This window comes from Paenarthrobacter ureafaciens (assembly GCF_004028095.1).
In the GTDB taxonomy this organism is placed as follows: Bacteria; Actinomycetota; Actinomycetes; order Actinomycetales; family Micrococcaceae; genus Arthrobacter; species Arthrobacter ureafaciens.
Genome location: NZ_SBHM01000007.1, coordinates 3,012,025 through 3,038,307 on the forward strand (window position 1 = coordinate 3,012,025; position 26,283 = coordinate 3,038,307).

The window sequence follows — 26,283 nt, forward strand, 5'->3', positions numbered from 1 at the left end:
TTGCAATAGTAGGGACCGATCGGTATTCCGAAACAAGTGGGAGATCTGAGCTAACTCGTGGGCATTGTTTTCGGCCTTATTTATATAGTGTTGTTGCTGTTCTTCGTGGCTCTGATCATCAGGTTGGTCTACGAATGGGTGCAGATGTTCGCCCGCCAGTGGCGGCCCCGGGGTGTGGCGTTGGTAACAGCCCACGTGGTGTACTCGCTTACCGATCCGCCCCTCAAGGCCTTGCGGAGGCTGATCCCGCCTCTGCGGCTGGGCGGCATTTCGCTGGATTTGGGTTTCATAATCCTTTTCATCGCTGTCTACATAGGCATGTCGGTGACTGGCGGCTTGGCATAGCTTCCTGCGGTGCTGCTCCGGATGGGCAGCCGCAAATTCTCCAAATCAACACGATGGTGTTGAATTAGAGGAACCAGACGATATTTAGGTACCGTAGTTTTGGACGGCCGGAAGGCCTACTGACTAACTAGACCAACGAGGTGACCAGATGGCTTTGACGCCAGAAGACGTTGTCAACAAGCGCTTTCAGCCGACCAAGTTCCGCGAAGGCTACGACCAGGACGAGGTGGATGACTTCCTCGACGAGATCGTGGTGGAACTGCGCCGTCTGAACCAGGAGAATGACGAACTTCGCAAGAAGCTCGGCGAGGCCGGTTCCGCCGTGCCCGCGGCAACTGCTGCTGCTCCTGTGGTCGAAAAGGTCCCCGCGCCGGTCAAGGTGGACAAGGAAGCTGAAGCCAAGGCAGAAGCCGAGGCCAAGGCTGCTGAAGCTGCCAAGAAGAAGGAAGCCGAGCAGGCAGCTGCCGCGAAGGCGCCTGCTGCAAGCAACACCTTGCCGCCGTCCGCCGAGTCCGCAGCAGGCCTGCTGGCCATGGCCCAGCAGATGCACGACAAGCACGTTGCTGACGGTGCACAGCAGAAGGAAAAGATCATCGCGGAAGCGCAGATCGAGGCCTCGAGCCTGGTCAACGACGCGCAGGAGAAGTCCCGGAAGATCCTCGGGGCCCTCGAGCAGCAGCGCTCCGTCCTCGAGCGCAAGGTGGAGCAGCTCCGCGGCTTCGAGCGTGACTACCGTTCACGCCTCAAGGCGTACATCGAAGGCCAGCTCCGCGACCTCGACGCCCGCGGCTCCGTTGCCGCTCCTGAGGTTGGCGAAGCAACAGCTGACGTTTAGCAAGTATTCTGAAAGCCGGTGGCTGAGGACTCCTCGGCCGCCGGCTTTTGCTGTTAAAGCCCTCCCGCTCCATCACGGTTCACGAATGAAAGCCTTATGACCGACGACCTCACCGACGGCGCATCGCAGCCGGCCCGCACTGCTCAACGCAAGTGGCGTCCCGCCATGATCTGGCTCTTCGCGGGTTTCGCGGTATTTGCCTACGTCTTCGACCAACTGACCAAACTCTGGGTGACCAGCACCATGGTTGAGGGTGAAAGGATTCCGGTCCTTCCTCCGTTGCTGCACTGGTACTACATCCGCAACTCCGGCGCGGCTTTTTCCATTGGTGAGAATGTGACCTGGATTTTCACCATCGTCATGGCCGCCGTATCGGTGGCGATCCTGTTCCAACTGCGGAAACTTGGCTCAGCATGGTGGGCGTTGTCCCTGGGCCTGTTGCTCGGCGGTGCCTTGGGCAACCTGACGGACAGGCTGTTCCGTGAACCGTCGTTTGCCATGGGACACGTGGTGGATTTCATTCAGCTTCCGAACTTCGCCATCTTCAATATTGCCGATTCCGCAGTGGTGTCGGGGGTGGTCATCATCTGCCTGCTGACGTTGCGGGGCATCGGCATGGACGGGAAGCGCCACGTCCCCGCTTCGAAGCACCCCAAGGAATCAACAGAGGGGCAGCCCGGTGAGTGAGTCCGTTGTAGTCCCCGAGGATTTGGCGGGTGCGCGGGCCGACGCCGGGCTTGCCAAGCTGCTGGATATCTCCAGGTCCGCCGCGGCCCTGCTGCTGGCCGAGGGAAATGTGACCAGCAGCGGAGCGGTACTGGGCAAATCAGCGAAACTCGTGGCGGGCGCCGTTTTGAGCGTGACGGTTCCGGAGCGCCCGGACCCCTTGGAAGTGGTGGAGGAAGTTGTGGAAGGCCTGAAGATCCTGTTGGATGACGAGGATTTCGTCGTCATCGACAAGCCGGTCGGCGTGGCTGCACACCCTTCGCCGGGTTGGGTGGGTCCTACGGTTGTGGGCGGCCTTGCGGGCGCCGGGTACCGTATCTCGACCTCCGGCGCGCCTGAACGTGCCGGCATAGTCCACAGGCTCGACGTCGGAACCTCCGGAGTGATGGTGGTGGCAAAGACGGAGCATGCCTACACGGTCTTGAAGAAGGCCTTCAAGGAGCGCACGGTGGACAAGGTCTACCATGCCGTGGTCCAAGGCCTTCCGGATCCCCTGGAGGGAACCATCGATGCCCCGATCGGACGCCACCCCGGCCATGACTGGCGGTTCGCCGTGATCGAAGACGGCCGCCCTTCGGTGACCCACTACGAAGTCCTTGAGGCGTTTGGCAAGGCAACGCTGGTGGAGGTCCACCTGGAGACAGGGCGCACCCATCAGATCCGTGTGCACTTCTCGGCATTGCGCCACCCGTGTGCTGGAGATCTCACCTACGGCGCGGACCCCCGCCTGGCAGCGGATCTTGGGTTGACCCGGCAGTGGCTGCACGCCCGTCAGCTCGGGTTCAACCACCCGCGCACAGGGGAGTGGGTAGAGGTCACCAGCGAATACCCGGCAGACCTGCAGTACGCCCTTGATTTGCTGGCCAGTGGAGAAGCGTAGTCGTTGACGCGGCCTGCCGTCCGGTTTCTGTCCGACCCGGGCGGTAGACTATCGGGGTGAGTTCCAGCAATGATTCGTTCGTCCATCTGCACACCCACACCGAGTACTCCATGCTGGATGGAGCTGCGCGCCTCGGCGAGCTCTTCGACGAGACAGAGCGCCTGGGCATGCCTGCACTGGCCACGACGGACCACGGTTATCTCTTCGGCGCCTTCGACTTCTGGCGGAAAGCCACGGACAAGGGCATCAAACCCATCATCGGCGTTGAAGCCTATGTGACTCCCGGAACCGCCCGCGGTGACAAGGAACGCGTACGTTGGGGTGATGAGAGCCAGCGCAAGGATGACGTCTCCGGTGGTGGTTCGTACACGCACATGACGTTGTTGAGCTACAACAACGTGGGCATGCGCAACCTGTTCCGGGCCTCCTCCATCGCCTCGCTGGATTCCGTGTTCGGCAAATGGCCCCGCCTCGACCGCGAGTTGCTCAACACCTACTCGGAGGGTTTGATCGCCACCACAGGGTGCCCCTCCGGCGAAGTCCAGACCCGTTTGCGGCTGGGCCAGTACAGGGAGGCCCTGGAAGCAGCTGCGGAATTCCGCGATATTTTTGGCGCCGAGAACTATTTCTGCGAGCTGATGGACCACGGGCTGGACATCGAACGCCGCGTTACCGGCGACCTCCTGCGCCTGGCCAAGGAACTGAACCTCCCGCTCGTGGCGACCAACGACCTCCACTACACGCACGAGCACGACGCCAAGGCCCACGAAGCACTCCTGGCGATCCAGTCCGGCTCCACGCTCCTGGAACCCACGTATGACAACGGCGGCTCGCGGTTCGCTTTTTCCGGCAGCGGCTACTACCTCAAGTCCCCCCAGGAGATGCGGGAACTCTTCCGCGACCATCCCGAGGCCTGCGACAACACCCTCCTCATCGCTGAGCGTTGCGAGGTTTCGTTCAACACCAACGCGAACTACATGCCGCGGTTCCCCTGCCCGCCGGGCGAGGACGAGACGTCCTGGCTGGTCAAGGAAGTGGACAAGGGACTGGCCTACCGCTACCCCCAAGGCGTGCCGGACAAGGTCCGGAAGCAGGCGGATTACGAGCTCGAGGTCATTACCTCCATGGGCTTCCCGGGCTACTTCCTGGTGGTGGCCGACTTCATCAACTGGGCCAAGAACAACGGCATCCGGGTCGGCCCGGGCCGTGGTTCCGGCGCAGGCTCCATGGTGGCCTATGCCATGCGTATCACCGACCTCGATCCGCTGCAGCATGGCTTGATCTTTGAGCGGTTCCTGAACCCGGACCGCGTCTCCATGCCCGACTTTGACGTCGACTTCGACGATCGCCGCCGCTCCGAAGTCATCGATTACGTCACCCGGAAGTACGGGGATGAGCGTGTAGCGATGATCGTTACTTACGGCACCATCAAGACCAAGCAGGCGTTGAAGGACTCCTCGCGCGTCCTTGGCTACCCGTTCAGCATGGGTGAACAGCTGACCAAGGCACTTCCGCCGGCCGTCATGGCCAAGGACATCCCGCTGGCAGACATCCAGAACCCCGAGGCCAAGCGCTACAGCGAGGCCGGCGATTTCCGCCAGCTCATTGCCACCGACCCCGAAGCCGCCAAGGTTTTCGAAACTGCACTGGGCATCGAAGGGTTGAAGAGGCAGTGGGGCGTCCACGCCGCGGGCGTCATCATGTCCTCGGACCCGATCATCGACGTCATCCCGATCATGCGCCGTTTCCAGGACGGCCAGGTCATCACGCAGTTCGACTATCCCACGTCCGAAGGCCTCGGCCTGATCAAGATGGACTTCCTGGGCCTGCGGAACCTGACGATCATTTCCGATGCCCTCGAGAACATCAAGATGAACCGGGGCGTCGACCTCGACCTTGAAAACCTGGCATTGGATGACGCGGCTTCCTATGAGCTGCTGGCGCGCGGCGACACCCTGGGCGTTTTCCAGCTCGACGGCGGACCCATGCGGTCGCTGCTCAAGCTCATGAAGCCGGATAACTTCGAAGACATTTCCGCCGTCCTGGCGCTATACCGTCCCGGTCCGATGGGTGCTAACGCCCACACGGACTATGCCCTGCGCAAAAACGGGATTCAGGAAGTTATTCCGATCCACCCTGAACTTGCCGAGCCGCTGGAAGATATCCTCGGTGGAACCTTCGGCCTGATTGTGTATCAGGAACAGGTCATGGCCGTGGCGCAGAAACTTGCGGGATACTCGTTGGGCCAAGCCGACATCCTGCGCCGCGCCATGGGTAAGAAGAAGAAATCGGAACTGGACAAGCAGTTCGCAGGCTTCTCCCAGGGCATGCAGGACAACGGGTACTCCATGGACGCGGTCAAGACGCTGTGGGACATCCTGCTGCCGTTCTCCGACTACGCCTTCAACAAGGCCCACTCAGCCGCGTATGGCGTCATTTCCTATTGGACTGCCTACCTCAAGGCCCACTACGCCCCCGAGTACATGGCTGCCCTCCTCACCTCGGTGGGTGATGACAAGGACAAATCAGCCATCTACCTCAATGAGTGCCGGCGCATGGGCATCACCGTGCTGCCGCCGGACGTCAACGAGTCGTCGCTGAACTTCACCCCTGTGGGGAATGACATCCGCTTCGGCATGGGCGCCATCCGCAACGTCGGCGTGAACGTCGTCGAGGCGATGGTTTCCGCCCGTGCCACGGAAGGGGCCTACACCTCCTTCAAGGACTTCCTCATGAAGGTTCCGGCCATCGTGTGCAACAAGCGCACGATTGAGTCGCTGATCAAGGCCGGCGCGTTCGACTCTCTGGGCCACCATCGCCGGGCCTTGGCGATGATCCACGAAGAAGCCATCGACTCCGTCATTACTTTGAAGCGCAATGAAGCGATCGGCCAGTTCGATCTTTTCGCCGGGTTCGAGGACCAAGAGCCGGAAGCCTCGCTGACCACTGAAATTCCCGACCTTCCGGAATGGGAAAAGAAGGACAAGCTCTCCTTCGAGAGGGACATGCTGGGGCTCTATGTCTCAGACCACCCACTGCAGGGTCTCGAAGGTGTGCTCAGCCAGCACGCGGAACAGTCCATCACGTCGATCATCGCCGAGGACGGACCGCACGACGGCGCGATCGTCACTATCGCGGGCATGATCACCTCCTTGAGCCGCCGTATCGCCAAAGCGAGCGGCAACGCCTACGCCCGCGCCGAGATCGAGGACCTTGGCGGTTCAATGGAAGTCATGTTCTTCGGACAGGTCTATGGTCCGATCGCATCGGTACTGGCCGAGGACTTGATCGTTGTGGTCAAGGGCAGGCTGCAGCGCCGCGATGACGGAGCGGTGACGCTCAATTGCATGGAACTGTCTGTCCCGGACCTCAGTGAGAGCGTCAATGGTCCAGTGGTGATCACGATTCCCACGTTCAAGGCAACCGAGGCGGTGGTGACGGACCTGCGCGACGTCCTGCGCACGCACCGCGGCAATTCCGAGGTGCGGCTCAAACTGATGGGTGACACCAAAGTGGAAGTCATGGGCTTACCGGTGCATATGAGGGTGAACCCCAGCCCGTCGTTGTTCGGGGATCTCAAGGTGTTGCTGGGACCGGCCTGCCTGGACAATTGAGTCCTGCAGCGCCGGACAGCGCTAAATCTCGTAGTCCAGTGGCGCAGGCTTGCTGTAACTGCCGCTGTGGTAGAGCAGGGGAGTGCCGCCGTCGCCTACCTGGCCGTCGACCACTTCCACCACTACTACTGCGTTGTTCTCGAAGGACAGCCGCATCTGGATTTTTCCGACGAGCCAGCCTGTGACGTCCTTCAGAATGGGAACCTCGTAGGGGCCGGGTTCCCAGTGGTCGCCCTCGAAGCGGTCACGGGTACGGGCAAAGCGATCGGCGAGGGCCTGGTTCTCGAGACCCAGCATGTGGACCCCGATGTAGTTGGCGTTTGCCACCGCGGGCCAAGAGCTGGAGCTTCGGGCCATATTGAAAGTGAACCGCGGAGGCTCAGCTGACAGGGAGGCCACTGACGTCGCGGTGAAGCCGAACGGCTTTCCGTTCAAGTTGGCGGTGATGATCGCCACCCCGGCCGCATGGCGCCGGAACATTTCCCTGAAGGTCTGCTCGAAGCCGGGTACTGCATTTGCCACGGTGGTCTGTCTCCTGGGTCAGCGGGGTCTCTCCCTTCAGGGTATGCCTGGCAGCGCCGTCCATCCGCATTTGTGTTGAGCGGCGGTGAACGTTTGTTAATGTGAAGTCCATGACCGAGCCCACTCCGCACCTCATTGCCGCAACCCGGCACACCGGCCCGTCCGCCCCGCCCGTGCGCACGGACCGTTTCCGCAAGGACATCGCATGGGTGGCCGCTCCATTGGCGGCCGGAGTGATTGCCGGTTTCCTGTGGTGGTTGCTGGCCCCGGGAGGAGGAAACGTGCTGTCCGGAAATCCCGAACTGGCCAATCCTTCAAACCCTGACTCGTGGTTGCCGCGGGATCTGACCCTGGCTGCCCTCATGGTGCTGGCCGGTTGCATCATCGGCCTGACGTTGGACGGCAGGCTTGACGGACCGGGAGCCGGGAGGCGGTTCGGATTCGCCTTGGGCGGAGGAGCAGCAGGCGCTTTGGCCGCGTGGGGAGTCGGGCTCCTGACCGGGCTGCTGTGGGGTCCCGCGCCGGAGCCTGGATTGGGGCCGGAATACGGCTTCACGCTGCGATCCTATGCTGCGCTCTTGCTGTGGCCGGCCGCCACGGCCTTCGTGACGTTCGCCCTGGCGCTGTTCGGGGTTCTTTCCCGGAAGCCCGTAAAATAGCTCGGGTGAGCTCTCCTTCTGATTTCAATGCAACTGTCACCGCGTCTTTGGACTTCCGCAGCATCGATTTCCGCGGCCGCCGGCTTTCGCTGGCGGAGCTGAAGTCCGCCTTGCCCCGTGCCAAGCATCAGACCATGGCGGACGCGGAACAGAAAGTGCTGGACATCATCGCCGATGTCCGCAGCCGCGGCTTCGGCGCCCTGGCAGACTTGGCAGCAAAGTTCGACGGCGTTGAGCAGTCCCACCCGCGCGTCCCGGCTGAAGAGATCGCCAACGCCTTGCGGCAGCTGGATCCCGGCGTGAGGGCTGCGCTGGAAGAATCCATCACCCGCGCCAAGCAGTTCGCCGAGCGGCAGAAGCCGGCAAATGTCGATGTGCAGCTGGCTGATGGTGCCGTGGTGAGCCAGAACTGGATTCCCGTGGGGCGGGTGGGTCTTTATGTGCCCGGCGGCCTCGCGCCCCTGGCGTCCTCGGTCATCATGAATGTTGTGCCCGCCGTGGCGGCCGGGGTTGATTCAATTGCTTTGGCTTCACCGCCCCAGAAGGATTTCGGGGGACTCCCGCACCCCACCATCCTTGCTGCTGCTGCGCTCCTCGGCATCGACGAGGTCTATGCCATCGGGGGCGCGCAGGCCATCGTGTCCTTCGCCTACGGAGTTCCGGGCGACGGCACCGAACTGCCGATTGAACCGGTGGATGTGGTGACAGGACCGGGCAATATCTTCGTGGCCACGGCCAAACGCCTGGTCAAGGGCGTCGTTGGCATCGACTCCGAAGCCGGCACCACCGAGATCGCGATCCTGGCGGACGCCACTGCCAAGCCCGCCCTGGTAGCTGCCGACCTGATCAGCCAAGCCGAACACGACCCCAAGGCCGCATCGGTCCTGGTGACCGAATCCGCGGAACTGGCCGGCGCCGTCGTGGATGAACTGAACCGGCAGGCCGCGGCCACCAAACACAGCGCCCGGGTCCGTGAGGCCCTTTCAGGCCCGCAGTCCGGTGTTGTCCTGGTGGATGACCTGGAACAGGGGATCGCGGTGTGCAATGCCTATGCGGCTGAGCACCTGGAAATCATGACCGCCAATGCTCCGGCGGTGGCGGGGCGGATCCGGAACGCCGGCGCGATCTTCGTGGGCGATTACAGCCCGGTCAGCCTGGGCGATTACTGCGCAGGATCCAACCACGTTCTTCCTACCAGCGGTACGGCTGCCTTCTCCTCCGGACTGAACGTCACTACCTTCCTCAGGGCAGTCCAAGTGATCAATTATGATCGTGCGGCCCTTGAGCAGGTCAGCGGGCACATCGTGAATCTGGCCGGCGCGGAGGACCTTCCAGGGCACGGGGAGGCTGTGCAAATTCGGTTCGCCGAACGGTCCTGACCACTATATATACGGGCGGCCACCACTACATATAGTAATTACAAGCTTGTCATTAGCCTGTGGGCGACCCTAAAATGGTGCCGGAAGCGAAACTTCCGGCACCATTTTTTATCCGGCGGCTCTGCCGGAACAGCCCAGCCGGAACCATCAGGGAGGCCCAGCGTGTACTGTCCGTTCTGCCGGAATCCTGATTCGCGCGTCGTTGACAGCCGCATGGCCGATGACGGTTCGTCCATACGCCGTAGGCGCCAGTGCCCTGAGTGCGGCCGTCGCTTCACCACTGTGGAAACCACGAGCCTGTCGGTCATCAAACGCTCAGGGGTTGGGGAGCCGTTCAGCCGCATCAAGGTGATCAACGGCGTCCGCAAGGCTTGCCAGGGGCGCCCTGTGACGGAGGACGACCTCGCCATGCTCGCTCAGGAGGTCGAAGAGAACATCCGCTCCTCGGGTGCAGCCGAAATTGATGCCCACGAGGTCGGACTCGCCATTCTGGGCCCGTTGCGCAACCTCGATGAAGTGGCCTACCTGCGGTTCGCCAGTGTCTACCAGGCGTTCGAGTCGCTGGAAGACTTCGAATCAGCCATCGCGTTGCTGCGCCACGACGGCGGCGCGCACGCCAAGGCCGCAGGCCTCAAGGATGCCAAGAGCGCGGAAAAGAGCCAGCTATAAGAGCTTGATGGCGGCTGCGGAGGGGAAGCCGCAGCCGCCATCTTCATACCCGCACTATTTGGCGAGCTTGTGGTGCAGTGCGACTTCCAGTGCGGCACCCACGATGCCGGCGTCATTCTTCAGCTTTGCCGTGACGATCCTCGTGCGAAGGTCCAGGTGGGGGAAGTATTCGTCCGACCGCTTGGAGATTCCACCGCCGATGATGAACAGTTCGGGCGAGAAGAGGAACTCCACGTGCTGGAGGTAGCGGTTAAGCAGTACTCCGTATTCGTCCCAGCTCAGCCCGTCCCGTTCCCGGGCAACAGCTGAGGCCTTGGTTTCGGCGTCGAAGCCGTCCACCTCAAGGTGGCCCAACTCGGCGTTCGGCACCAACTGGCCGTTGAAGATGAACGCCGATCCGATACCCGTGCCCAACGTGATGACCAGGACCGTCCCGCCGACTCCTTCGCCCGCCCCGTAGCGGGCTTCCGCCAGACCGGCAGCATCGGCGTCATTGATGACCTCCACAGGGCGGCCCAGACGCTCAGTGAGCTGCTTGTCGATGTCGGTGTTGAGCCATGACTTGTCGACGTTAGCCGCGGAATGGACCACACCGTGCTGGATAATGCCCGGGAAGGTCACGCCCACCGGCGAATCCGGGGCGGGAGCATCAGGACGCTTGGAGAGTTCTTCGACGATTTCGGCAACTACCTCGGCGACCGCCTCCGGCGTAGCAGGCTGCGGGGTCGGCACGCGGAACCGGTCGCCGATCAGCTTGCCCTTCTTGAGGTCGACAGTGCCGCCTTTGATTCCCGTTCCACCGATGTCGATTCCGATCAGCGGTGCGTGCTTGTAGGTCTTCTCATCCTTTTTGGACAATTCAATTCCGATCATGGCAGGAGGGTTGGACATGCCGCAGCCACGAAAGCTGCGTGGACCTTCCGGAAGTTCTCAGGGAAGGGTAAGGATTTCCGCGCCGGTCTCTGTGACCAGCAGGGTGTGCTCGAACTGGGCTGTGCGTTTGCGGTCCTTGGTGACGACTGTCCAGTCGTCGGCCCACATGTCCCATTCGATGGTGCCGAGGGTCAGCATGGGTTCAATGGTGAAGACCATGCCGGGTTCGATCACGGTGTTGTAAGCGGGGGCTGCGTCATAGTGGGGGATGATGAGGCCCGTGTGGAATGCCTCGCCGACTCCATGCCCCGTGAAGTCCCTCACCACGCCGTAGCCGAAACGCTTTGCGTACGACTGGATGGCGCGGCCTATGACGTTGATTTCGCGGCCTGGAGCCACGGCCTTGATGGCCCGGTTGAGCGACTCCTGCGTACGCTCAACCAGGAGACGGGACTCTTCATCCACGTCGCCCACCAGGAAAGTGTAATTGGTGTCCCCATGGACGCCATTGATGTATGCGGTGATGTCTATGTTGAGGATGTCGCCGTCCTGGACCACTGTGGAATCCGGGATCCCATGGCAGATGACCTCATTCAGCGAGGAACACAATGACTTGGGAAATCCGCGGTACCCCAGCGTTGAGGGATAGGCCTTGTGGTCCAGGAGGAATTCATGCCCTACCCGGTCCAGCAGATCCGTGGTGACGCCGGGCTTGATGTGTTTCCCCACTTCGACGATAGCCTGCGCCGCGATCCTGGCTGCGACCCTGATTTTTTCGATGGTTTCCGCGGACTTGACCTCGGAGCCCGTGAATTTGGCCGGTGCCTTCTTGCCGACGTACTCGGGACGCGGAATCGACGCCGGTACGGGCAGTTCGGGGCTGACGGTTCCGGGAGTGAGCGTGCCGATGGGTGCGGTCAAAGCGGGAGAAGGCATAGATTGATCATATAAGGCACGCAAGAGACGCACGTAACAGAGGCCGGGGTCGTCGGCCAAGCCTGCCAAACGTTACGTGCCACCGGTCCGCAGATGGAGGAGGAAACGTGACGGAGTACTGGTACAACGTCAAGACGCACCAGATCGAAGAGGACGCGATGTCCGACTGGACCCAGTTGATCGGACCGTACAAGACGCGCGAAGAGGCCGAACACGCTTTGGAGAAGGTCCGGGAACGCAACGAAGCCTGGGACGCCCAGGACGACGACTAGAACGAGTGCTCAGGCCCGGGGAATTGCCCGGACCTGACGTCCTCTCCGTAGGCGGCGGCTGCTTCCGTGAGCGTTGACCGCAAGTCCGCGTACTGCTTGACGAATTTGGCCATCTTGCCGCCACGCAGCCCGGCCATGTCCTGCCAGACCAGAACCTGGCCCGTAGTCCTGTTGCCTGCGCCGATGCCCACGGTTGGTACGCGGAGGGCGGCGTCAACAGCGGCCGCGGTCTCGGCAGGGACCATTTCCATCAGGACGCTGAAGGCCCCTGCGTCCTGCAGGGCCACCGCATCATCGATCAGCCGCTGGGCGTCGTCGCCGCGGCCCTGGACGCGGTAGCCGCCCAACGCGTGCTCGCTCTGGGGCGTGAATCCGATATGGGCCATCACCGGAACGCCCGCCTGGACCATCGCGCGGACGGTTTCGGCGTAGTAGGCGCTCCCTTCTATCTTGACCGCGTGGGCGAGGCCCTCCTTGAGGAACCGGACGCCTGATGCCACCGCTTGGGCCGGTGAGACCTCGTAGCTGCCGAAAGGCAGATCGGCCACTACCAGGGCACGCTTGGCTGAGCGGCTGACGGCCCTGCACAACGGCAACAGTTCATCAACCGTCACGGGCAGGCTCGTTTCGTTGCCGAAGACGTTGTTGGACGCCGAATCGCCCACCAGCAGGACTTCGATTCCGGCCTGGTCAAAGATCTCGGCGCTGTATTGCTCATACGCGGTGAGCATAGCGAATCGCCGGCCTTCTTCCTTGGCCTGCTGCAAGTGGTGGATGCGGACTTTGGCTGCCGGTTTCTTTCCCGTGGGCGGCAGGTGCGCGGCATCGGCAGGCCCCGAACCATAGGGTGCGGGAACTTCGGCGGGCATGCTGGACTCGGGATGGTTGCTTGGGGCCATGGTTAGAGCCTAAGCCGTGCCGACAGCGGCTGCCAGCAGTGTGCCAAGCGTCACCATTTGTAAACGCTGTGTTACGCGGCGCTGCAGCATCGGCATTCGCACTGATTGCTTAGTAGAGTGAAGGCTGAACGCTGCGGCTCCTTCCTGTGGAAGGCGCTGCGTGGATACCGAACGGAAAGAGGCCCCATGGACCGCCAGCAAGAGTTCGTTCTGCGGACAATCGAAGAGCGTGACGTGCGCTTCGTACGCTTGTGGTTCACCGACGTCGTTGGTTCCCTGAAGTCTGTTGCGCTGGCACCTGCCGAGGTTGAAGGTGCCTTCGAAGAAGGCCTCGGGTTCGACGGTTCGGCGATTGAGGGCCTGGCCCGTGTCTTCGAGTCTGACATGCTGCTGCAGCCGGATCCCTCCACGTTCCAGATCCTGCCCTGGCGCGGAGAGACGGAACAGACCTCCCGGATGTTCTGCGACATCCTGACTCCCGACGGTGAACCGTCCGCAGCCGATCCTCGCAACGTCCTCAAGCGCACCCTTGCCAAAGCAGCCGACATGGGCTTCACCTGCTACACGCATCCCGAGATCGAGTTCTATCTCCTCAAGTCCCAGGAACTGGGTGCCAACGGCGCCCCGGTACCCGTTGACGAGGGCGGGTACTTCGACCACGTTCCCGGCGGCGTTGCCCAGGACTTCCGCCGGACCGCCGTGACGATGCTCGAGTCCGTGGGAATTTCCGTGGAATTCAGCCATCACGAGGGCGGCCCGGGCCAAAACGAAATCGACCTCCGTTACGCCGATGCCCTGCAAACCGCGGACAACATCATGACGTTCCGCACCGTGATCAAGGAAGTTGCCCTGCAGCAGGGAACGTACGCGACCTTCATGCCCAAGCCCTTCACGGACCACCCGGGCTCGGGCATGCACACCCACTTCTCGCTCTTCGAGGGCGATACCAACGCGTTCTTCGAAGCGGGCACCGAGTTCCAGCTTTCCAAGACGGCCCGGCAATTCATTGCCGGCATCCTGAAGCACGCCCCGGAATTCACGGCAGTGACCAACCAGTTCGTGAACTCCTACAAGCGGCTCTGGGGCGGCGGCGAGGCGCCCAGCTACCTGAGCTGGGGCCACAACAACCGCTCTGCCCTGGTACGTGTTCCGTTGTACAAGCCGGGCAAGGGCCAGTCGGCGCGGATCGAATACCGCGGCATCGACTCCGCCACCAACCCGTACCTCGCCTACGCCGTGCTGCTTGGCGCGGGACTCAAGGGCATCGAGGAGGGCTACGATCTTCCCGCAGCCGCTGAGGACGATGTGTGGTCGTTGACGACGGCCGAACGCAAGGCCATGGGCCACGCTCCGTTGCCGGCCAGCCTGCATGACGCCATCCGCGCGATGGAGGAGTCCGAACTCGTGGCCCAGATCCTGGGCGAGCAGGTCTTCGAGCATTTCCTGCGGAACAAGCGTGCCGAGTGGCAGGACTACCGCCTCCAAGTCACTCCGTACGAGTTGCAGCGCAACCTCGGCATTCTCTAGGGAGGCGCTGTGAGCCTGGCGCGCCGGCTCATCTCGGCCGGCTTCAGTGACCTGGAAAAGGGCGAGCGGTTCCTTTCTGCCCCGGAGCTGGACGGCATCGAGCAGGAAGCACTGTTTGCCGGACTGTCGATGGCGGCGAGTCCGGATACTGCCCTGCAATCGTTGGTCCGCCTGATTGAGAAAAATCCCGGGCTCAAGGAGTTGGCGGCTGCGGATCCGGACACCAGCGAGCCGCTCTACCGGTTGCTGGGTGCCTCCGAAGCGCTTGGAGAATTCCTCCTGCGGCGGCCCGAGCACTTGGATGTCTTCCAAGGGAAAGTCAGCCCGGAACCCCTCCAGGCTTCCAGCGAGCAACTGCGCGCAACACTGCTGCGTTCGGTCAAGGCGGAGCCCGGAGCGCATCGCCCCGTTGCAGGGCTGACAGGAGTTCCGGCGTACACGGCGCTGCGTACGGCCTACCGCCGGGGATTGGCTGAGCTGGCTATCAAGGATCTGTGTGCCGCCTCGCCGCAGGACTTCATGCCCATGGCCGGGGCTGAACTGGCGGACCTCGCCGGGGCTGCCGTTGAGGCCGCTTTGGCCGTGTCCCGGGCAGAGGCGGCCGGCCAGTTCGACGCCGCGGAAGTAGCCGACGTCGGGTTGTCAGTTATTGGCATGGGCAAGTGCGGAGCCCGGGAGCTCAACTACATTTCCGACGTCGACGTCATCTACGTGATCGAGTCGCAGGACCTTGACGACGCCCGCGCCTCGACCATCGGCACAGCGCTGGCATCAGGCATTTCCAGGGCGATTTCATCTCCGGCTCCCGAGCCGGGCCTCTGGGAAGTGGATGCGAACCTCCGCCCGGAAGGCAAGTCCGGTCCACTCGTGCGGACGTTGGAGTCACACCTGAGCTATTACGCCCGCTGGGCTGAAAGCTGGGAATTCCAGGCGCTGTTGAAGGCGAGGACCATCGCGGGGGACACGGACCTGGGCCAGCGCTATGAAAAAGCCGTCGAACCGCTGGTGTGGGCTTCGGCCGGCCGGGACGGTTTCGTGGAGTCCGTGCAGGCCATGCGGCGCCGGGTGACCGAGCACATTCCCGCCGCCGAGGAACACCGCCAGATCAAGCTTGGGCGGGGCGGACTCCGGGACGTTGAGTTCACCGTCCAGCTTCTGCAGTTGGTCCACGGCAGGTCCGACGAGTCCTTAAGGTGCCGGGACACGACGTCGGCCATCGCGGCACTCTCTGCCGGCGGCTACATTGGCCGCGCCGACGCCGCAGCGTTCGATAGCGCCTACCGCTACCTGCGCGTGCTCGAGCACCGCATCCAGCTTTTCCAACTCAGGCGCACCCACTTGATGCCGGAAGCCGAGGACGCGCAGCGGTTCCTGGCCAAAGCCGTCCTCGGGCCGTTCTCGCATGGGCGGCCCCACCCCGACCAGTTGATCGCCGCATGGCAGAAGACCAAGCGCTCGGTCCGTGAACTTCATGAGCGCATCTTCTACCGGCCGCTGCTCAACACCGCGGCGAAGCTCAGCACCGAGGACGCAAAACTTAGCCCGGAAGCAGCCGAGGGCAGACTCGCCGCGCTCGGGTATCTCGATCCCAAAGGTGCCATGCGGCACATCGAGGCGCTCACCGCCGGGGTCAGTCGGCGGGCAGCCCTGCAGCGCCAGCTGCTGCCCATCTTGTTGGGGTGGCTTGCCGACGGCGTGGATCCCGATGCCGGCCTGCTTGCGTTCCGCAGGGTCAGCGAAGCGTTGGGCACCACCCACTGGTATCTGGGACTCCTGCGGGATTCGCAGGCCGCCGCGGAGAGGCTGTGCCACGTCCTTGCCAATTCGCGCCTGATCTCGGATTTGCTGGAGGTGTCACCGGAGTCCGTTGCGTGGTTGGGCAGCGACAAGGATCTGGCGCCCGTACCGTTCTCCGCGCAGTGGCAGGAGATCAAGTCCAAGCTGTCCCGCCACCCGGACGCGGGCAGCGCCATGCGGCTGATCCGCCTCATCCGGCGCAGGGAGATCCTTCGAACCGCCATTGCGGACAGTTCGGGATTGCTGGACCAGGACGCCGTCGGGCTGGCGCTGGCAGAGGCGGACCGTGCTGCGGTGCTGGGGGCCCTGCATGTAGCCGAAAACGCCATAGCGGAAGACGGCCCGTTGAAGACCGACGTTCTGGTGGTGGCCATGGGGCGGCAGGGGGGTCGCGAAATCGGCTACGGGTCGGACGCGGATGTCATCTACGTGCACCGGGCCCGCCCCGGATTCAGCGACGTCGAGGCACAGGAACAGGCGGCCGCCATCGTCGCAAGGATATCCAGCCTCCTGACGCAGCCGCTGAAGCCGGCAATCATGGCCGAGCGTGTTCTCCAAGTGGATGCCGACCTGCGTCCCGAGGGCAAGAATGGCGCCATGGTGCGCTCCTTGGACTCCTATGCCGAGTACTATCGCCGTTGGTCCTTGATCTGGGAGGCCCAGGCGTTGCTGCGCGCACGCCCCATGGCAGGCTCGGATGAGTTGGCTGCCGACTTCATGAGCTTGATCGATTCCATCCGGTACCCGGAGGAGTTATCGGACGCGGACGTGCGCGAAATCCGGCGTATCAAGGCCCGGGTGGAGTCCGAGCGCCTTCCCCGCGGCGCAGACCCGGCCCGGCACGTAAAGCTTGGCCGTGGCGGGTTGAGCGATGTGGAATGGCTGGTTCAGCTGCTCCAGTTGCAGCACGCCGGGAAGCATCCGGAACTGCGGACCACGTCCACGCTGGAAGCACTCGCCGCCGCTGAACAGCTGGGTTTCATTGACAAGAACGACGCCGGACTGTTGCGTCAGGCATGGCGGCTCGCCAGCCGGATCCGGTCGGCCAACGTCATTGTCACCGGACGCGCCTCCGACCTGCTGCCCTCCTCGCGGCGGGACCTTGAGGCCGTGGCCCGGTGGTGCGGTTACGAGCCGGGAGCGGCGGGCCGGTTCGAGGAGGACTACCTTCGCCTGAGCCGCAGGGCGCGCGGCGTTTTCGAGAAAAAGTTCTATGGCAACTAGCTCTGTATGGCTCATTCCCCTCAAACTCCTGGATGAGGACGCACGGGCCATCCAGTTGGCGGAAGTAGCGGGGCTGCGCATCCTCCCGGAGCAACAGGACTTCGTGGGGGATCCCCTGCGGATGATGCTCGTCGCCCTGGATGAGGGTTCGCGGTTCCCCTATGTCATCGAGTCTGCCGGAAAAGCTGTTGGGGTCCTGACCCTCCAGGCCGGAGCGGCCACTCTTGCCGGGTGGGAAGATGAGGATTCGGCCTGGCTGCTCAGGGGATTCCTCATAGACTCACGGTGCCAGGGCAAGGGGCTTGGCCGCCAAGCGGCGGCAGCGGCCCTGCTGGAGGCGCGCAGACTAACGCTGCGGCACCGTGGCGGGCAAACCGGCGTCGTACTCTCCGTCAACGAACGGAACCCGGCAGCGCAGGCGGCGTATGCCAGGGCCGGCTTTGTTGACTCCGGCCGCTACCTCGGGGGAGCTGCCGGACCGCAGAGGATCATGCACGCAGATTTCCTGAACGAGGGCAGGATATAACCGACGCCGGAAGCAGCTGTTCGGCGGCCCCGTTTTGCCCTATGCTTCATCCCGTGACGGTCAGACGAGACCCGGACGGAGCATGGTACTCCGACGCCCTGTGCTTCCGCTGCGCGCAGGCGGGGCCGCATTGGAAATCAGGTCACGCCCTTGCCGGGGAGTATTCCTGCCGGCGTTGTTTTGCTACCTTCGCGGACGTGGAACCGGCGGGCAGCAAACACGCGGTCCTTGGACAGGGACTCGCAGTCCCGGAACCCGTGCAAGTCTTCGAAACCAAGTAGCGGCACCACCGATCCGCTGAAAAAACGAGTACACGCTACTCGTGCCACTGCTGGTGGCCGTTGGGCAGCATTAGGGCTATGACAGCCTACGTGATCGAATCATCAGCCCTGGTGCACCGCTGCCAATGCTGCGGCGAGGAAACGGACAAGGTGTTCTGCAGTGACTGTGCGGCCCCTGAAGAGCCGGGAAAGTCGCCAACCATCAAACACTGAAGTGCGGCAAATTCATAAGTCCCCTTATAGACTCATCGGGTAGATGTTCTCAAGGAAAGGGGAAGTACATGGATTACAACGCAAGCCCTTCAGAGCGGGCCGTGCGGGCGGGTGACCTCGATCGGCGCCACGTCGGTCAATCGGTGAGCTTCCAGCCGAATGACTTCACTGTGGTGTTCGGTACCATTGCCGGCATTGCCCGGACCGAGGCCTTGGTGTACTTGTCCCTGGCAGGGGTGTCCGGCGGCACCCATTTGAAGGATGAGTACGATCTGACGATCGATCACGAGGTCTACCTGCAACTGGATCCGCTGAGCAGCGCCGAGAAGGGCTTCGCCGAAGCTGCGAAAGCCGTCAAGGAGAAACTGGACGAGTTCGGCCGGAACATCCGTGACCGGGACCAGAACAGGGAATCCGAGTAGGTTCCGTCCGGATTCTTCCTGAAACAAGCACAAGGCCGCTCCCGGGTTATCCGGGAGCGGCCTTCGTGTTTGCGTAGAGACTACACGCCGTAGTAGAGCTCGAACTCGTAGGGGTTCGGGCGCAGGGACAGCGGGCGGATCTCGTTCTCGTACTTGTACTCGATCCAGGTGTCGATCAGGTCCTGGGTGAAGACGCCGCCGGCCTGGAGGAACTCGTTGTCCTCACGAAGGGCTTCGAGTGCTTCTTCCAGAGAACCCGGAGCCTTGGGGATGTCCTTGGCTTCCTCGGCGGGGAGCTCGTAGAGGTCCTTGTCGATCGGAGCCGGGGGTTCGATGCGGTTGCGGATACCGTCAATGCCAGCCATCAGCTGGGCTGCGAAAGCCAGGTACGGGTTGGAGGAGGGGTCCGGCGCGCGGAACTCGATGCGCTTTGCCTTCGGGTTGGAACCGGTGATCGGGATACGGATACCGGCGGAGCGGTTGCCCTGCGAGTAGACCATGTTGACCGGAGCTTCGAAGCCCTTGACCAGGCGGCGGTAGGAGTTGACGGTCGGGTTTGTGAAGGCAAGGACAGCCGAAGCGTGCTTCAGCAGGCCGCCGATGTACCAGCGGGCGGTGTCGGAGAGGCCTGCGTAGCCCTTCTCGTCGTAGAACAGCGGCTCGCCGTTGCTCCACAGGGACTGGTGGCAGTGCATGCCCGAACCGTTGTCACCGAAGACCGGCTTCGGCATGAAGGTTACCGACTTGCCCCAGGCATCAGCCGTGTTCTTGATGACGTACTTGAACTTCTGCAGGTCATCGGCAGCAGCAGTCAGCGTGGTGAACTTGTAGTTGATTTCAGCCTGGCCCGCCGAACCTACTTCGTGGTGCGAACGCTCAACTTCGAGGCCTGCCTTGTCCAGCTCAACGCACATGGCGTCACGGAGGTCAGCCTGCTTGTCGGTGGGGGAGACCGGGAAGTAGCCACCCTTGACGGGGGTCTTGTAACCGAGGTTGCCGCCCTCTTCCTTGCGGCCGGTGTTCCAGTGTGCTTCTTCGGAGTCGATCTTGTAGAAGCTGCCCTGCGGTGAGGACTCGTACTGGATGTTGTCGAAAACGAAGAACTCAGCCTCGGGTGCGAAGAACGCGGTGTCGGCGATGCCGGTGGAAGCCAGGTAGGCCTCAGCCTTTTCCGCCACGCCGCGGGGGTCGCGGTGGTAGGGGTCACCCGTACGGGGGTTGACGATGGAGAAGTTCAAAGCCAGGGTCTTCTCGATGCGGAACGTGTCAACGAAGGCCGAGGTCACGTCCGGGATGAGCTGCATGTCGGATTCGGCGATGCCCTGGAAACCGCGGATGGAGGAACCGTCGAAGAGCTGACCGTTCACGAAGAAGTCGAGGTCGACGCTCTTGGCCGGCACGTTGAAGTGCTGCTGGACACCGGGGAGGTCGGTGAAGCGGATATCGACGAATTTGACGTCTTCTTCTTTGATGAACTTGAGGACTTCGTCCGCAGTCTTGAACATCTATGCTCCTTATGCATATCAAGTAACAGGCCGGGGAGGCCGCGTGGTGCAGCCCGGGCCGGGGATCTGGAGACGCAGAAACTCCCCTTGCCTCGGTGGCTGGCAACTCCTATCACCTTAGGGAGACGGGATTTCCCGGGAATGTCAGTATTGTTTCCGGGAGGTTACAGAATCATCTGTTGTGTAAACGGTAGTCGGCTTGCGGGTGTCAGGTCCACCAGGTCCGCTGGCTGAACACGGCCAACGGATTCCACAGCGCCGTGCAGGTGCCGGCGAGCATCCCGGGGACGTTTGAACAGTTAAGCTTATGGGGTGGTTGATCGCAAAGACATAGGCTCCTGGCTCAGTGGACCGGACACATCCGGCATCTCCAAATATCCCGGTGAACGATTGGGACTTCCTGAGTCCGGGCCAGGCTCCATCGCCCGGGCCGGACGGCGCATCTTGGGCATCGTGATCGACTGGACCATAGCGTTGGTCATCAGTAACTTCGCGTTCGGTGGCAACCAATGGGCCACCCTGGCCGTTTTCGCGGCAGAGCAGATACTCCTTATCGGCACCCTCGGATACAGCATTGGCCACAGGGTGGCCGGAATCCATGTTGTACGCCTCGGCGGGAAACCGGCCGGCCCTTTGGCCGCACTGGTCCGCACCGTGCTGCTGTGCCTGGTTATTCCCGCGGTGGTCTTCGATCCGGACCAGCGAGGTCTCCATGACAAAGCCATGAATACCATCCTGATTCGGATGTAGTCAGGCCCTGCTCCGGATGTAGCCAAACCCTGCTCCGGATGTAGCCAAACCCTGCCCAACAAAAAGCCGCCCCGGCGCTTCGCGTGACGTGATCACTCGGAGCCGGGGCGGCGTTTTAGTTTCGGATCTTAGCGGCCGCGTGCAGCCTTGCGGTCCGGACGGGCCTTGTAAGGATCAATGCCCTTGGGGATCGGAAGACGGTTACCCAAGGAGTTGATCCGCTTGGACACGGCGTTCACTTCCACCTTGGTCAGTTCCTTCTTCATCTTGCCCATGGTCTTGGCAATCTGGTTCAGCGGCACCTGGCCTTCGCCGCGGCCGGACTCAATCACGTGGACGCTGACGTTGGGGAGAATGCGGGTCAGGCGCTTGCGCTCTCCGTCCACCAGGGTCTTGACGCGATGGCTGGGTCCCTCGCTGACCAAGACAACTCCGGGACGACCGATGGCCATGAAGACGGCGTCCTGGGTGCGCGGGTTCACGGCAACAGGCTGGTCCTGAGTGATCCACCCGCGGCGAAGCGTGCCCAATGCGGCACCCGAGGCGCCCGGCTGGTTCTCGATCTGGGCGAAGGCTGCGCGCTCAGCCCTACGGGAAAGGATGAAGACCGCGGCCAGCAGTCCCAGCGGAATGCCGATAATGAGGCCGGTGACCCAGTTTTCCAGAAGGAAGCCGATAAGGAAGGCAACGGCTACCACGGCAAGGAACGCCAACACCATGATCCATACAACCTGTGGATCATTGCGCCGGGTCATCTTGAAGACTTCGGCGATCTGCTTCAGCTGGCTGGGCTTTTTGGCCTTGGCTTCTTTGGGCTTGCGCTGGAACAGGCCACGCTTGGGAGCGTCGGCCGAAGGGGTCGAGTTGCTGGAGTCAGGGGATTTCGCCATAGTGCCTTAATTCTACGTGATGCATGCACCAGCACCGGAACCTCCGGCACCGGTAAGTGTTCTTACAGGCGCCGGAGGCTCCGATGGTTTGGTTCGTCTTCTGTGTTGGTTAGCTGTGGGGCCGGTTTAGCCGTGGGCGGCGAGGATGGTGGAGGCTTCCTGGCGGGTGGTGCCGGAGGATTCGATGTGGGCCAGGGCTTCGGGGATGGCCCAGCCTTTCTTCCGCATCGCGGTGGCCCAGAGGCGCCCGGCGCGGTAGGAGGAGCGGACCAAGGGCCCGGACATGACGCCGAGGAAGCCGATCTCTTCGGCCTCGTGCTGGAGGTCCACGAATTCCTGGGGCTTGACCCACCGGTCCACGGGCAGGTGCCGCTCGGAGGGGCGCAGGTACTGGGTGATCGTGATCAGGTCACACCCGGCATCGTGCAGGTCCCGGAGGGCTTCGGAGATTTCCTCGCGGGTCTCGCCCATGCCCAGGATCAGGTTGGACTTGGTCACCATGCCCAGATCCCGGCCTTGGGTGATCACGTCCAGGGAACGCTCGTACCGGAACGCCGGACGGATCCGCTTGAAAATCCGGGGCACGGTCTCGACGTTGTGCGCGAACACCTCGGGCTTGGACGCACAGATCGCGGCGATGTGTTCGGGTTTGCCGGAGAAGTCCGGGATCAGCAGTTCCACCCCGGTGCCGGGGTTCAGTTCGTGGATCTTCCGGACCGTTTCGGCGTACAGCCACACACCCTCGTCCTCGAGGTCATCACGGGCCACGCCGGTCACGGTCGCGTAGCGCAGCTGCATCGCCTGCACACTCCTGGCCACTTTGGTGGGTTCGAAGCGGTCCAGCGGGGAGGGTTTGCCGGTATCGATCTGGCAGAAATCACAGCGCCGCGTGCATTCGGACCCGCCGATCAGGAACGTCGCTTCCTTGTCTTCCCAGCACTCGAAAATGTTCGGGCACCCGGCCTCCTCACACACCGTGTGCAGGCCTTCCTTCTTCACCAGGTTCTTCAACCCAACAAACTCAGGGCCCATCTGGACCTTCGCTTTGATCCACTCAGGCTTACGCTCAACCGGGACCGCCGCGTTACGCTGCTCAACGCGCAGCAACTTACGGCCTTCAGGTGCCAGGGTCACTGGAGTGCTCCTTCTGGTGTTGCAACAAGTGCTTCTTCATGCTTGCGGAACTCTTCCACAAACCTGTCAACGATGTCCGCCGGATTGATGGTCCGGCCGGTTTCCAGCGACATGGTGGTGACGCTGGCGTCCGTGATTCCGCAAGCGATGATCTGTGCGTACGGGGTGAGATCGTTGCTGCAGTTGATGGCAACACCGTGCATGGTGACGCCATCCAGGACGCGGATGCCGATCGCTGCGATCTTCCGGTCCGGTCCTTTGTCATCCGCCAGGACCCAGACGCCGGCCCGGCCCTTGATCCGAACGGCCTTGATCCCGTAATCCTCCATGACCGCGATCATGATGGCTTCCAGACGCTCAACGTAGTCGCGGATGCCTGCGCGGTTCTTGAGTTTGAGGATGGGGTAGGCGATGAGCTGTCCCGGTCCGTGCCAGGTCAGTTTGCCGCCCCGGTCAACTGGAACCACCGGGGTACCGTCGAAGGGGCGCTCATGGTCTTCGGTGAGTTTGCCGGCCGTGTAGACGGCTGCGTGCTCCAGAAGCAGGACGGTACTGGGTTTCTCGCCCGCAACAACTTTGTTGTGGATTTCGCGCTGCAGGTCCCAGCCCTGCATGTAGTCAACGAAATCAGGGGCAAGACCCAGCTGTGAGAACTCAAGAGTCATGACTTCAAGCTTAGACCCCGTGGAACGGTGCCCATGGTTTTGTGGTGAACCTCTCAGTCGCATCCGTGCGGCGTCGGGCGGATCGGGCGATGGCCTTGGAGCCTGTGGATAACTTCTGCAGGAAAACCCGGCGTGGGGTAGACCTTTGACATGGGTTCTCCGGATAAATCTCCTTCATCTCCGCCTGCCATTCCCGGCTATCGGGTCCACCGTTTCCTGGGTCGAGGTGCATCCTCCACAGTCTGGTTGGCTGAAAAGGACCACGGCCCGGGGCACGGGGCCGGCTCAAGGTTCGCCATCAAGTGCATCGCCGTCCCGGAGAAGGATGCCGGGAACGTACCCATGGTGGACGGCGCGTCCCGGGAGGTGGCAGTGATGTCATCGCTCCGGCACGGGCACTTGCTGAGGGTTCACGACGTCGTGCAGTTCAGTGGCAACGGTTCCGACGGCGTGGGACTCGTCCTCGACTACGCCGCCGGAGGCTCACTGGCCGCCCTCGTCGCGATACGCGGCAGCCTCGGCATCGGCGAGGCGGTGACCGTCCTGGTTCCGCTGGCGCATGCACTGTCCTATCTGCACGGTGAGGGCACTGTGCACGGTGATATCTCGCCCGGTAACGTCCTCTTCACCTCCCACGGCAAGCCCTTGCTGGCAGATCTGGGAACGGCAAGCCTTCTGGGAGAAGTCCAGGATTCCCACCCGGCGGGGACCGAAGGCTTCGCGGACAGTTTTTCCACTGGCCGGGCGGGCAGGAGGATCCTCCAACCTGCCCGCGATGTGTACTCATTGGCTGCGTTGGGTTGGTTTTGCCTCACCGGCCACGCTCCTGAGCCTGGCCCCGAACGGCCCCCGTTGCCGTTGTTGGTTCCGGGGGTTCCTTCCGGCCTTGCCGCGGCCCTCGAGGCCGGGCTCGATCCCGATCCGAAGGCCCGCCCCACTGCCAAAGAGTTCGGTACGGCCGTGCACCGAAGCGCGGCCGCGCATCCGGTGGATCTTGCCGGGGCGGTCCACCCGTCCGTCATTCCAGAGCTGTTGACCCGCCGGCGGGACGCGGATACACGACGACGGCGGCTCCCGTGGCGCCGCAAGCGGGCCACGCCATTGGTTTGGGAAAGTGATGTAATCTCCTCCGGGACCCTGCGTGCCGCTGGCCGCCGGTCCTCCGGCAAAGGCGTTCGGGGAGGCATCATAAAGGCCGGAACGATCGGCGTAGCCGGTCTGGCGCTCCTTGCGGCCGGGGCCTACTTGTGGCCCAACGGATCCCCATCACAGCAGACCCCTGATGCCACCGCTGTTTCGACGGGGGAGCGGTCCGCTGTTCCAGTCGCCGGGACCACACCATTCAGCCATGACCTCCCGGCCGACCTCGCCCAAGCTCTCAAGGCGACCGAACCCGAGGCCGCCCTCCCGGCCCTGTCACGAGTGCGGGACCTTGCATTGCGCGAAGGACGACCGGAGCTGCTGGCCCTGGTCAATGGTCCCGGCTCGCCGGCTGAGGCTGCAGATAAGGACTTATCCGGGCACCTCGCCTCGCAAGGCATCCGGCTGGGCGGCTTGTCCACCGAGGTGGCCAACGTTTCCCTGCGAAGCAAGGATGGAAACAGCGCCGAAGTGGAACTGACAGCAACCACCTCCGACTACGAAGAGAGGGACGCAGCGGGCCGGGTCATGCACCGGCAGCCGGCAGGCAAACCCCAGGACCTGCGGCTCGTCTTGAAACGGACGGAAGGGGCATGGCGCATCGTCGAAATCCTGGCTTCGGACCAGTGAGGGCTTCCGGCCGGTGAGGGGGTCGGGCTTGCAGGCTGTTGAACTTACCGGCCAGGCCGGCTCGTCAGCCAGGCCACTGCCTGGCGCAGTTCGGGATGCTGCCACGTAAAGCCCGCCCCGGCCAGCTTGCCTGGATACATCGCTTGGTCTGCCATAACCAGCTCATCGGCAAGTCCGCCCAGGACAAGCCTGAGGGCCGGCCGGGGTACCCGCAGGAATGCCGGCCGGTGGAAGCCCTCGGCCAGCCGGGCAACGATTGTGTTGACGTCCGCGAGGCCCGGAGCGCAGAGGTTCACGGCGCCCTCAAGCTGCGAATCCACAAGGAACGCCAGCGCCGAGGCCTCGTCGGCCAAGGTGATCCACGGCCAGTACTGCCGGCCGTTGCCAAAGGGGCCGCCCAAGCCAACTTTGAGGAGTGGAAGCAACGGACCCAGCGCCCCGCCTTGGGTGCTCAGCACGACGCCGGTACGGGGAGTCACCACCCTGACACCGTCGGGAGCCGTCCTGGCCGCTTCCTCCCACTGCACGCACAATGGCGCCAACACTCCGACTTCGCCGGGGGCTGAGTCCTCATGAAGGACTTCCCGGCGGGACGCTCCGTAATACCCCGACGCCGACTGGCTGACGAAGGTGCGTGGCGGGGAACCGAGCCTGCCCATTGCCGCCGTCAGGGTCCGGGTAGGTTGGAGCCTGGAATCGTGCAGAACCCGGATCCTGTTCTTCGTCCAGGGACGGTCACCGATCCCCGCGCCGGAAAGGTTCACTACGGCGTCGGCACCGTCCAGGACCGCTTCGTCCAGGACACCTGCGGACGGATCCCAGGACCACTCCTTGTTGTTGGCCGCAGGCCTGCGCACCAACCGGATCACCTCATCCCCACGGGACTCCAGCAGCTTGGACAACGCGGTGCCAATCATTCCGGAAGCTCCGGACATCACGATTCTCATGACCCATCTCACCATGGGCCGGT

The 26,283-nt window shown here is 62.9% G+C and carries 24 protein-coding genes; 15 read left to right on the forward strand and 9 right to left on the reverse strand.

Going from position 1 to position 26,283, the window contains the following annotated elements; translation table 11 throughout:
• Positions 1–57: 57 nt before the first annotated feature.
• The 5 genes from AUR_RS18100 to dnaE all read left to right on the forward strand — a co-directional run bounded on the left by AUR_RS18100 (position 58) and on the right by dnaE (position 6,400).
• Positions 58–345, forward strand: coding sequence for a YggT family protein (locus AUR_RS18100; protein WP_021473358.1), 288 nt, complete (start codon positions 58–60; stop codon positions 343–345).
• 148 nt (positions 346–493) lie between these two features.
• Positions 494–1,180: a DivIVA domain-containing protein gene (locus AUR_RS18105; RefSeq protein ID WP_021473357.1), complete on the forward strand. Its 687-nt coding sequence runs from the start codon at positions 494–496 to the stop codon at positions 1,178–1,180.
• A 96-nt stretch (positions 1,181–1,276) separates the two neighbouring features.
• Complete coding sequence (lspA, locus tag AUR_RS18110; RefSeq protein ID WP_021473356.1) at positions 1,277–1,867, forward strand: signal peptidase II; 591 nt, start codon at positions 1,277–1,279, stop codon at positions 1,865–1,867.
• A complete protein-coding gene (locus AUR_RS18115) occupies positions 1,860–2,786 on the forward strand; it encodes an RluA family pseudouridine synthase (protein ID WP_021473355.1) in 927 nt (308 codons plus the stop codon). Before lspA ends, AUR_RS18115 begins: the two co-directional genes overlap by 8 nt.
• Positions 2,787–2,842: 56 nt before the next feature.
• Positions 2,843–6,400: a DNA polymerase III subunit alpha gene (gene dnaE, locus AUR_RS18120; RefSeq protein WP_062096138.1), complete on the forward strand. Its 3,558-nt coding sequence runs from the start codon at positions 2,843–2,845 to the stop codon at positions 6,398–6,400.
• A 21-nt stretch (positions 6,401–6,421) separates the two neighbouring features.
• Here dnaE and AUR_RS18125 read toward each other — a convergent pair whose 3' ends face one another.
• Complete coding sequence (locus AUR_RS18125) at positions 6,422–6,880, reverse strand: flavin reductase family protein (RefSeq protein ID WP_052474160.1); 459 nt, start codon at positions 6,878–6,880, stop codon at positions 6,422–6,424.
• 152 nt (positions 6,881–7,032) lie between these two features.
• On the opposite strand from AUR_RS18125, the gene AUR_RS18130 reads away from it, so the two are divergent.
• The 3 genes from AUR_RS18130 to nrdR all read left to right on the forward strand — a co-directional run bounded on the left by AUR_RS18130 (position 7,033) and on the right by nrdR (position 9,629).
• Positions 7,033–7,581, forward strand: a complete 549-nt coding sequence (locus AUR_RS18130; RefSeq protein ID WP_021473352.1) for a hypothetical protein — start codon at positions 7,033–7,035, stop codon at positions 7,579–7,581.
• 5 nt (positions 7,582–7,586) lie between these two features.
• Positions 7,587–8,960 (forward strand): histidinol dehydrogenase, encoded by a 1,374-nt coding sequence (gene hisD, locus AUR_RS18135; protein ID WP_062096140.1) that lies wholly within the window; start codon positions 7,587–7,589, stop codon positions 8,958–8,960.
• 162 nt (positions 8,961–9,122) lie between these two features.
• Entirely contained in the window at positions 9,123–9,629 is a 507-nt protein-coding gene (gene nrdR, locus AUR_RS18140) for a transcriptional regulator NrdR (RefSeq protein WP_031216805.1), read from the forward strand.
• Between the two features lie 54 nt (positions 9,630–9,683).
• Here the strand turns inward: nrdR and ppgK are convergent, their stop codons facing one another.
• Both ppgK and map read right to left on the reverse strand, forming a co-directional pair.
• Positions 9,684–10,487, reverse strand: coding sequence for a polyphosphate--glucose phosphotransferase (gene ppgK, locus AUR_RS18145; protein ID WP_062099121.1), 804 nt, complete (start codon positions 10,485–10,487; stop codon positions 9,684–9,686).
• 72 nt (positions 10,488–10,559) lie between these two features.
• Positions 10,560–11,438: a type I methionyl aminopeptidase gene (map, locus tag AUR_RS18150; protein WP_062096142.1), complete on the reverse strand. Its 879-nt coding sequence runs from the start codon at positions 11,436–11,438 to the stop codon at positions 10,560–10,562.
• 107 nt (positions 11,439–11,545) lie between these two features.
• On the opposite strand from map, the gene AUR_RS18155 reads away from it, so the two are divergent.
• Complete coding sequence (locus AUR_RS18155; protein WP_021473347.1) at positions 11,546–11,710, forward strand: hypothetical protein; 165 nt, start codon at positions 11,546–11,548, stop codon at positions 11,708–11,710.
• On the opposite strand, the gene panB is transcribed toward AUR_RS18155, so the two are convergent.
• Positions 11,707–12,609: a 3-methyl-2-oxobutanoate hydroxymethyltransferase gene (gene panB / locus AUR_RS18160; protein ID WP_062096144.1), complete on the reverse strand. Its 903-nt coding sequence runs from the start codon at positions 12,607–12,609 to the stop codon at positions 11,707–11,709. The genes AUR_RS18155 and panB overlap by 4 nt on opposite strands.
• A 186-nt stretch (positions 12,610–12,795) precedes the next feature.
• On the opposite strand from panB, the gene glnA (AUR_RS18165) reads away from it, so the two are divergent.
• From glnA (AUR_RS18165) to AUR_RS18180, 4 genes are all read left to right on the forward strand, one after another.
• Positions 12,796–14,136 (forward strand): type I glutamate--ammonia ligase, encoded by a 1,341-nt coding sequence (glnA, locus tag AUR_RS18165; protein WP_021473345.1) that lies wholly within the window; start codon positions 12,796–12,798, stop codon positions 14,134–14,136.
• Positions 14,137–14,145: 9 nt separating this feature from the next.
• Positions 14,146–17,157, forward strand: a complete 3,012-nt coding sequence (locus tag AUR_RS18170) for a bifunctional [glutamine synthetase] adenylyltransferase/[glutamine synthetase]-adenylyl-L-tyrosine phosphorylase (protein ID WP_062096146.1) — start codon at positions 14,146–14,148, stop codon at positions 17,155–17,157.
• Positions 17,147–17,683 (forward strand): GNAT family N-acetyltransferase, encoded by a 537-nt coding sequence (locus AUR_RS18175; protein ID WP_062096148.1) that lies wholly within the window; start codon positions 17,147–17,149, stop codon positions 17,681–17,683. The genes AUR_RS18170 and AUR_RS18175 overlap by 11 nt, the downstream gene beginning before the upstream one ends.
• 562 nt (positions 17,684–18,245) lie before the next feature.
• The gene (locus tag AUR_RS18180) at positions 18,246–18,599 is read left to right on the forward strand and encodes a hypothetical protein (protein WP_021473342.1); all 354 of its coding nucleotides are present in this window, start codon (positions 18,246–18,248) and stop codon (positions 18,597–18,599) included.
• A gap of 80 nt (positions 18,600–18,679) precedes the next feature.
• On the opposite strand, the gene glnA (AUR_RS18185) is transcribed toward AUR_RS18180, so the two are convergent.
• Positions 18,680–20,104 (reverse strand): type I glutamate--ammonia ligase, encoded by a 1,425-nt coding sequence (glnA, locus tag AUR_RS18185; protein ID WP_021473341.1) that lies wholly within the window; start codon positions 20,102–20,104, stop codon positions 18,680–18,682.
• Between the two features lie 312 nt (positions 20,105–20,416).
• On the opposite strand from glnA (AUR_RS18185), the gene AUR_RS18190 reads away from it, so the two are divergent.
• Positions 20,417–20,854 carry an RDD family protein gene (locus AUR_RS18190; protein ID WP_021473340.1) on the forward strand — a complete coding sequence of 146 codons (438 nt, stop codon included), beginning with the start codon at positions 20,417–20,419 and terminating at the stop codon, positions 20,852–20,854.
• 128 nt (positions 20,855–20,982) lie between these two features.
• On the opposite strand, the gene AUR_RS18195 is transcribed toward AUR_RS18190, so the two are convergent.
• The 3 genes from AUR_RS18195 to lipB all read right to left on the reverse strand — a co-directional run bounded on the left by AUR_RS18195 (position 20,983) and on the right by lipB (position 23,543).
• Positions 20,983–21,744 (reverse strand): DUF4191 domain-containing protein, encoded by a 762-nt coding sequence (locus tag AUR_RS18195; RefSeq protein ID WP_021473339.1) that lies wholly within the window; start codon positions 21,742–21,744, stop codon positions 20,983–20,985.
• Between the two features lie 126 nt (positions 21,745–21,870).
• Entirely contained in the window at positions 21,871–22,878 is a 1,008-nt protein-coding gene (gene lipA / locus AUR_RS18200; RefSeq protein WP_062160001.1) for a lipoyl synthase, read from the reverse strand.
• Complete coding sequence (gene lipB / locus AUR_RS18205) at positions 22,875–23,543, reverse strand: lipoyl(octanoyl) transferase LipB (protein ID WP_062096152.1); 669 nt, start codon at positions 23,541–23,543, stop codon at positions 22,875–22,877. The genes lipA and lipB overlap by 4 nt, the downstream gene beginning before the upstream one ends.
• A 150-nt stretch (positions 23,544–23,693) precedes the next feature.
• Here lipB and AUR_RS18210 point away from each other — a divergent pair, with 150 nt between their 5' ends.
• Positions 23,694–25,313, forward strand: coding sequence for a serine/threonine protein kinase (locus AUR_RS18210; RefSeq protein ID WP_062096154.1), 1,620 nt, complete (start codon positions 23,694–23,696; stop codon positions 25,311–25,313).
• 44 nt (positions 25,314–25,357) lie between these two features.
• Here AUR_RS18210 and AUR_RS18215 read toward each other — a convergent pair whose 3' ends face one another.
• Positions 25,358–26,260 carry a TIGR01777 family oxidoreductase gene (locus AUR_RS18215; protein ID WP_062096156.1) on the reverse strand — a complete coding sequence of 301 codons (903 nt, stop codon included), beginning with the start codon at positions 26,258–26,260 and terminating at the stop codon, positions 25,358–25,360.
• Positions 26,261–26,283 lie beyond the last annotated feature (23 nt).

What these genes read in the sequence shown, in the direction of transcription:
- AUR_RS18105 (WP_021473357.1), top strand. Translation starts at nt 494, where the DNA reads ATGGCTTTGACGCCAGAAGACGTTGTCAACAAGCGCTTTCAGCCGACC.
- lspA (WP_021473356.1), top strand. Translation starts at nt 1,277, where the DNA reads ATGACCGACGACCTCACCGACGGCGCATCGCAGCCGGCCCGCACTGCT.
- AUR_RS18125 (WP_052474160.1), bottom strand. Translation starts at nt 6,880, where the DNA reads ATGTTCCGGCGCCATGCGGCCGGGGTGGCGATCATCACCGCCAACTTG.
- AUR_RS18130 (WP_021473352.1), top strand. Translation starts at nt 7,033, where the DNA reads ATGACCGAGCCCACTCCGCACCTCATTGCCGCAACCCGGCACACCGGC.
- map (WP_062096142.1), bottom strand. Translation starts at nt 11,438, where the DNA reads ATGCCTTCTCCCGCTTTGACCGCACCCATCGGCACGCTCACTCCCGGA.
- panB (WP_062096144.1), bottom strand. Translation starts at nt 12,609, where the DNA reads ATGGCCCCAAGCAACCATCCCGAGTCCAGCATGCCCGCCGAAGTTCCC.
- glnA (WP_021473345.1), top strand. Translation starts at nt 12,796, where the DNA reads ATGGACCGCCAGCAAGAGTTCGTTCTGCGGACAATCGAAGAGCGTGAC.
- AUR_RS18175 (WP_062096148.1), top strand. Translation starts at nt 17,147, where the DNA reads ATGGCAACTAGCTCTGTATGGCTCATTCCCCTCAAACTCCTGGATGAG.
- AUR_RS18180 (WP_021473342.1), top strand. Translation starts at nt 18,246, where the DNA reads ATGGATTACAACGCAAGCCCTTCAGAGCGGGCCGTGCGGGCGGGTGAC.
- glnA (WP_021473341.1), bottom strand. Translation starts at nt 20,104, where the DNA reads ATGTTCAAGACTGCGGACGAAGTCCTCAAGTTCATCAAAGAAGAAGAC.
- AUR_RS18195 (WP_021473339.1), bottom strand. Translation starts at nt 21,744, where the DNA reads ATGGCGAAATCCCCTGACTCCAGCAACTCGACCCCTTCGGCCGACGCT.
- lipB (WP_062096152.1), bottom strand. Translation starts at nt 23,543, where the DNA reads ATGACTCTTGAGTTCTCACAGCTGGGTCTTGCCCCTGATTTCGTTGAC.
- AUR_RS18210 (WP_062096154.1), top strand. Translation starts at nt 23,694, where the DNA reads ATGGGTTCTCCGGATAAATCTCCTTCATCTCCGCCTGCCATTCCCGGC.
- AUR_RS18215 (WP_062096156.1), bottom strand. Translation starts at nt 26,260, where the DNA reads ATGAGAATCGTGATGTCCGGAGCTTCCGGAATGATTGGCACCGCGTTG.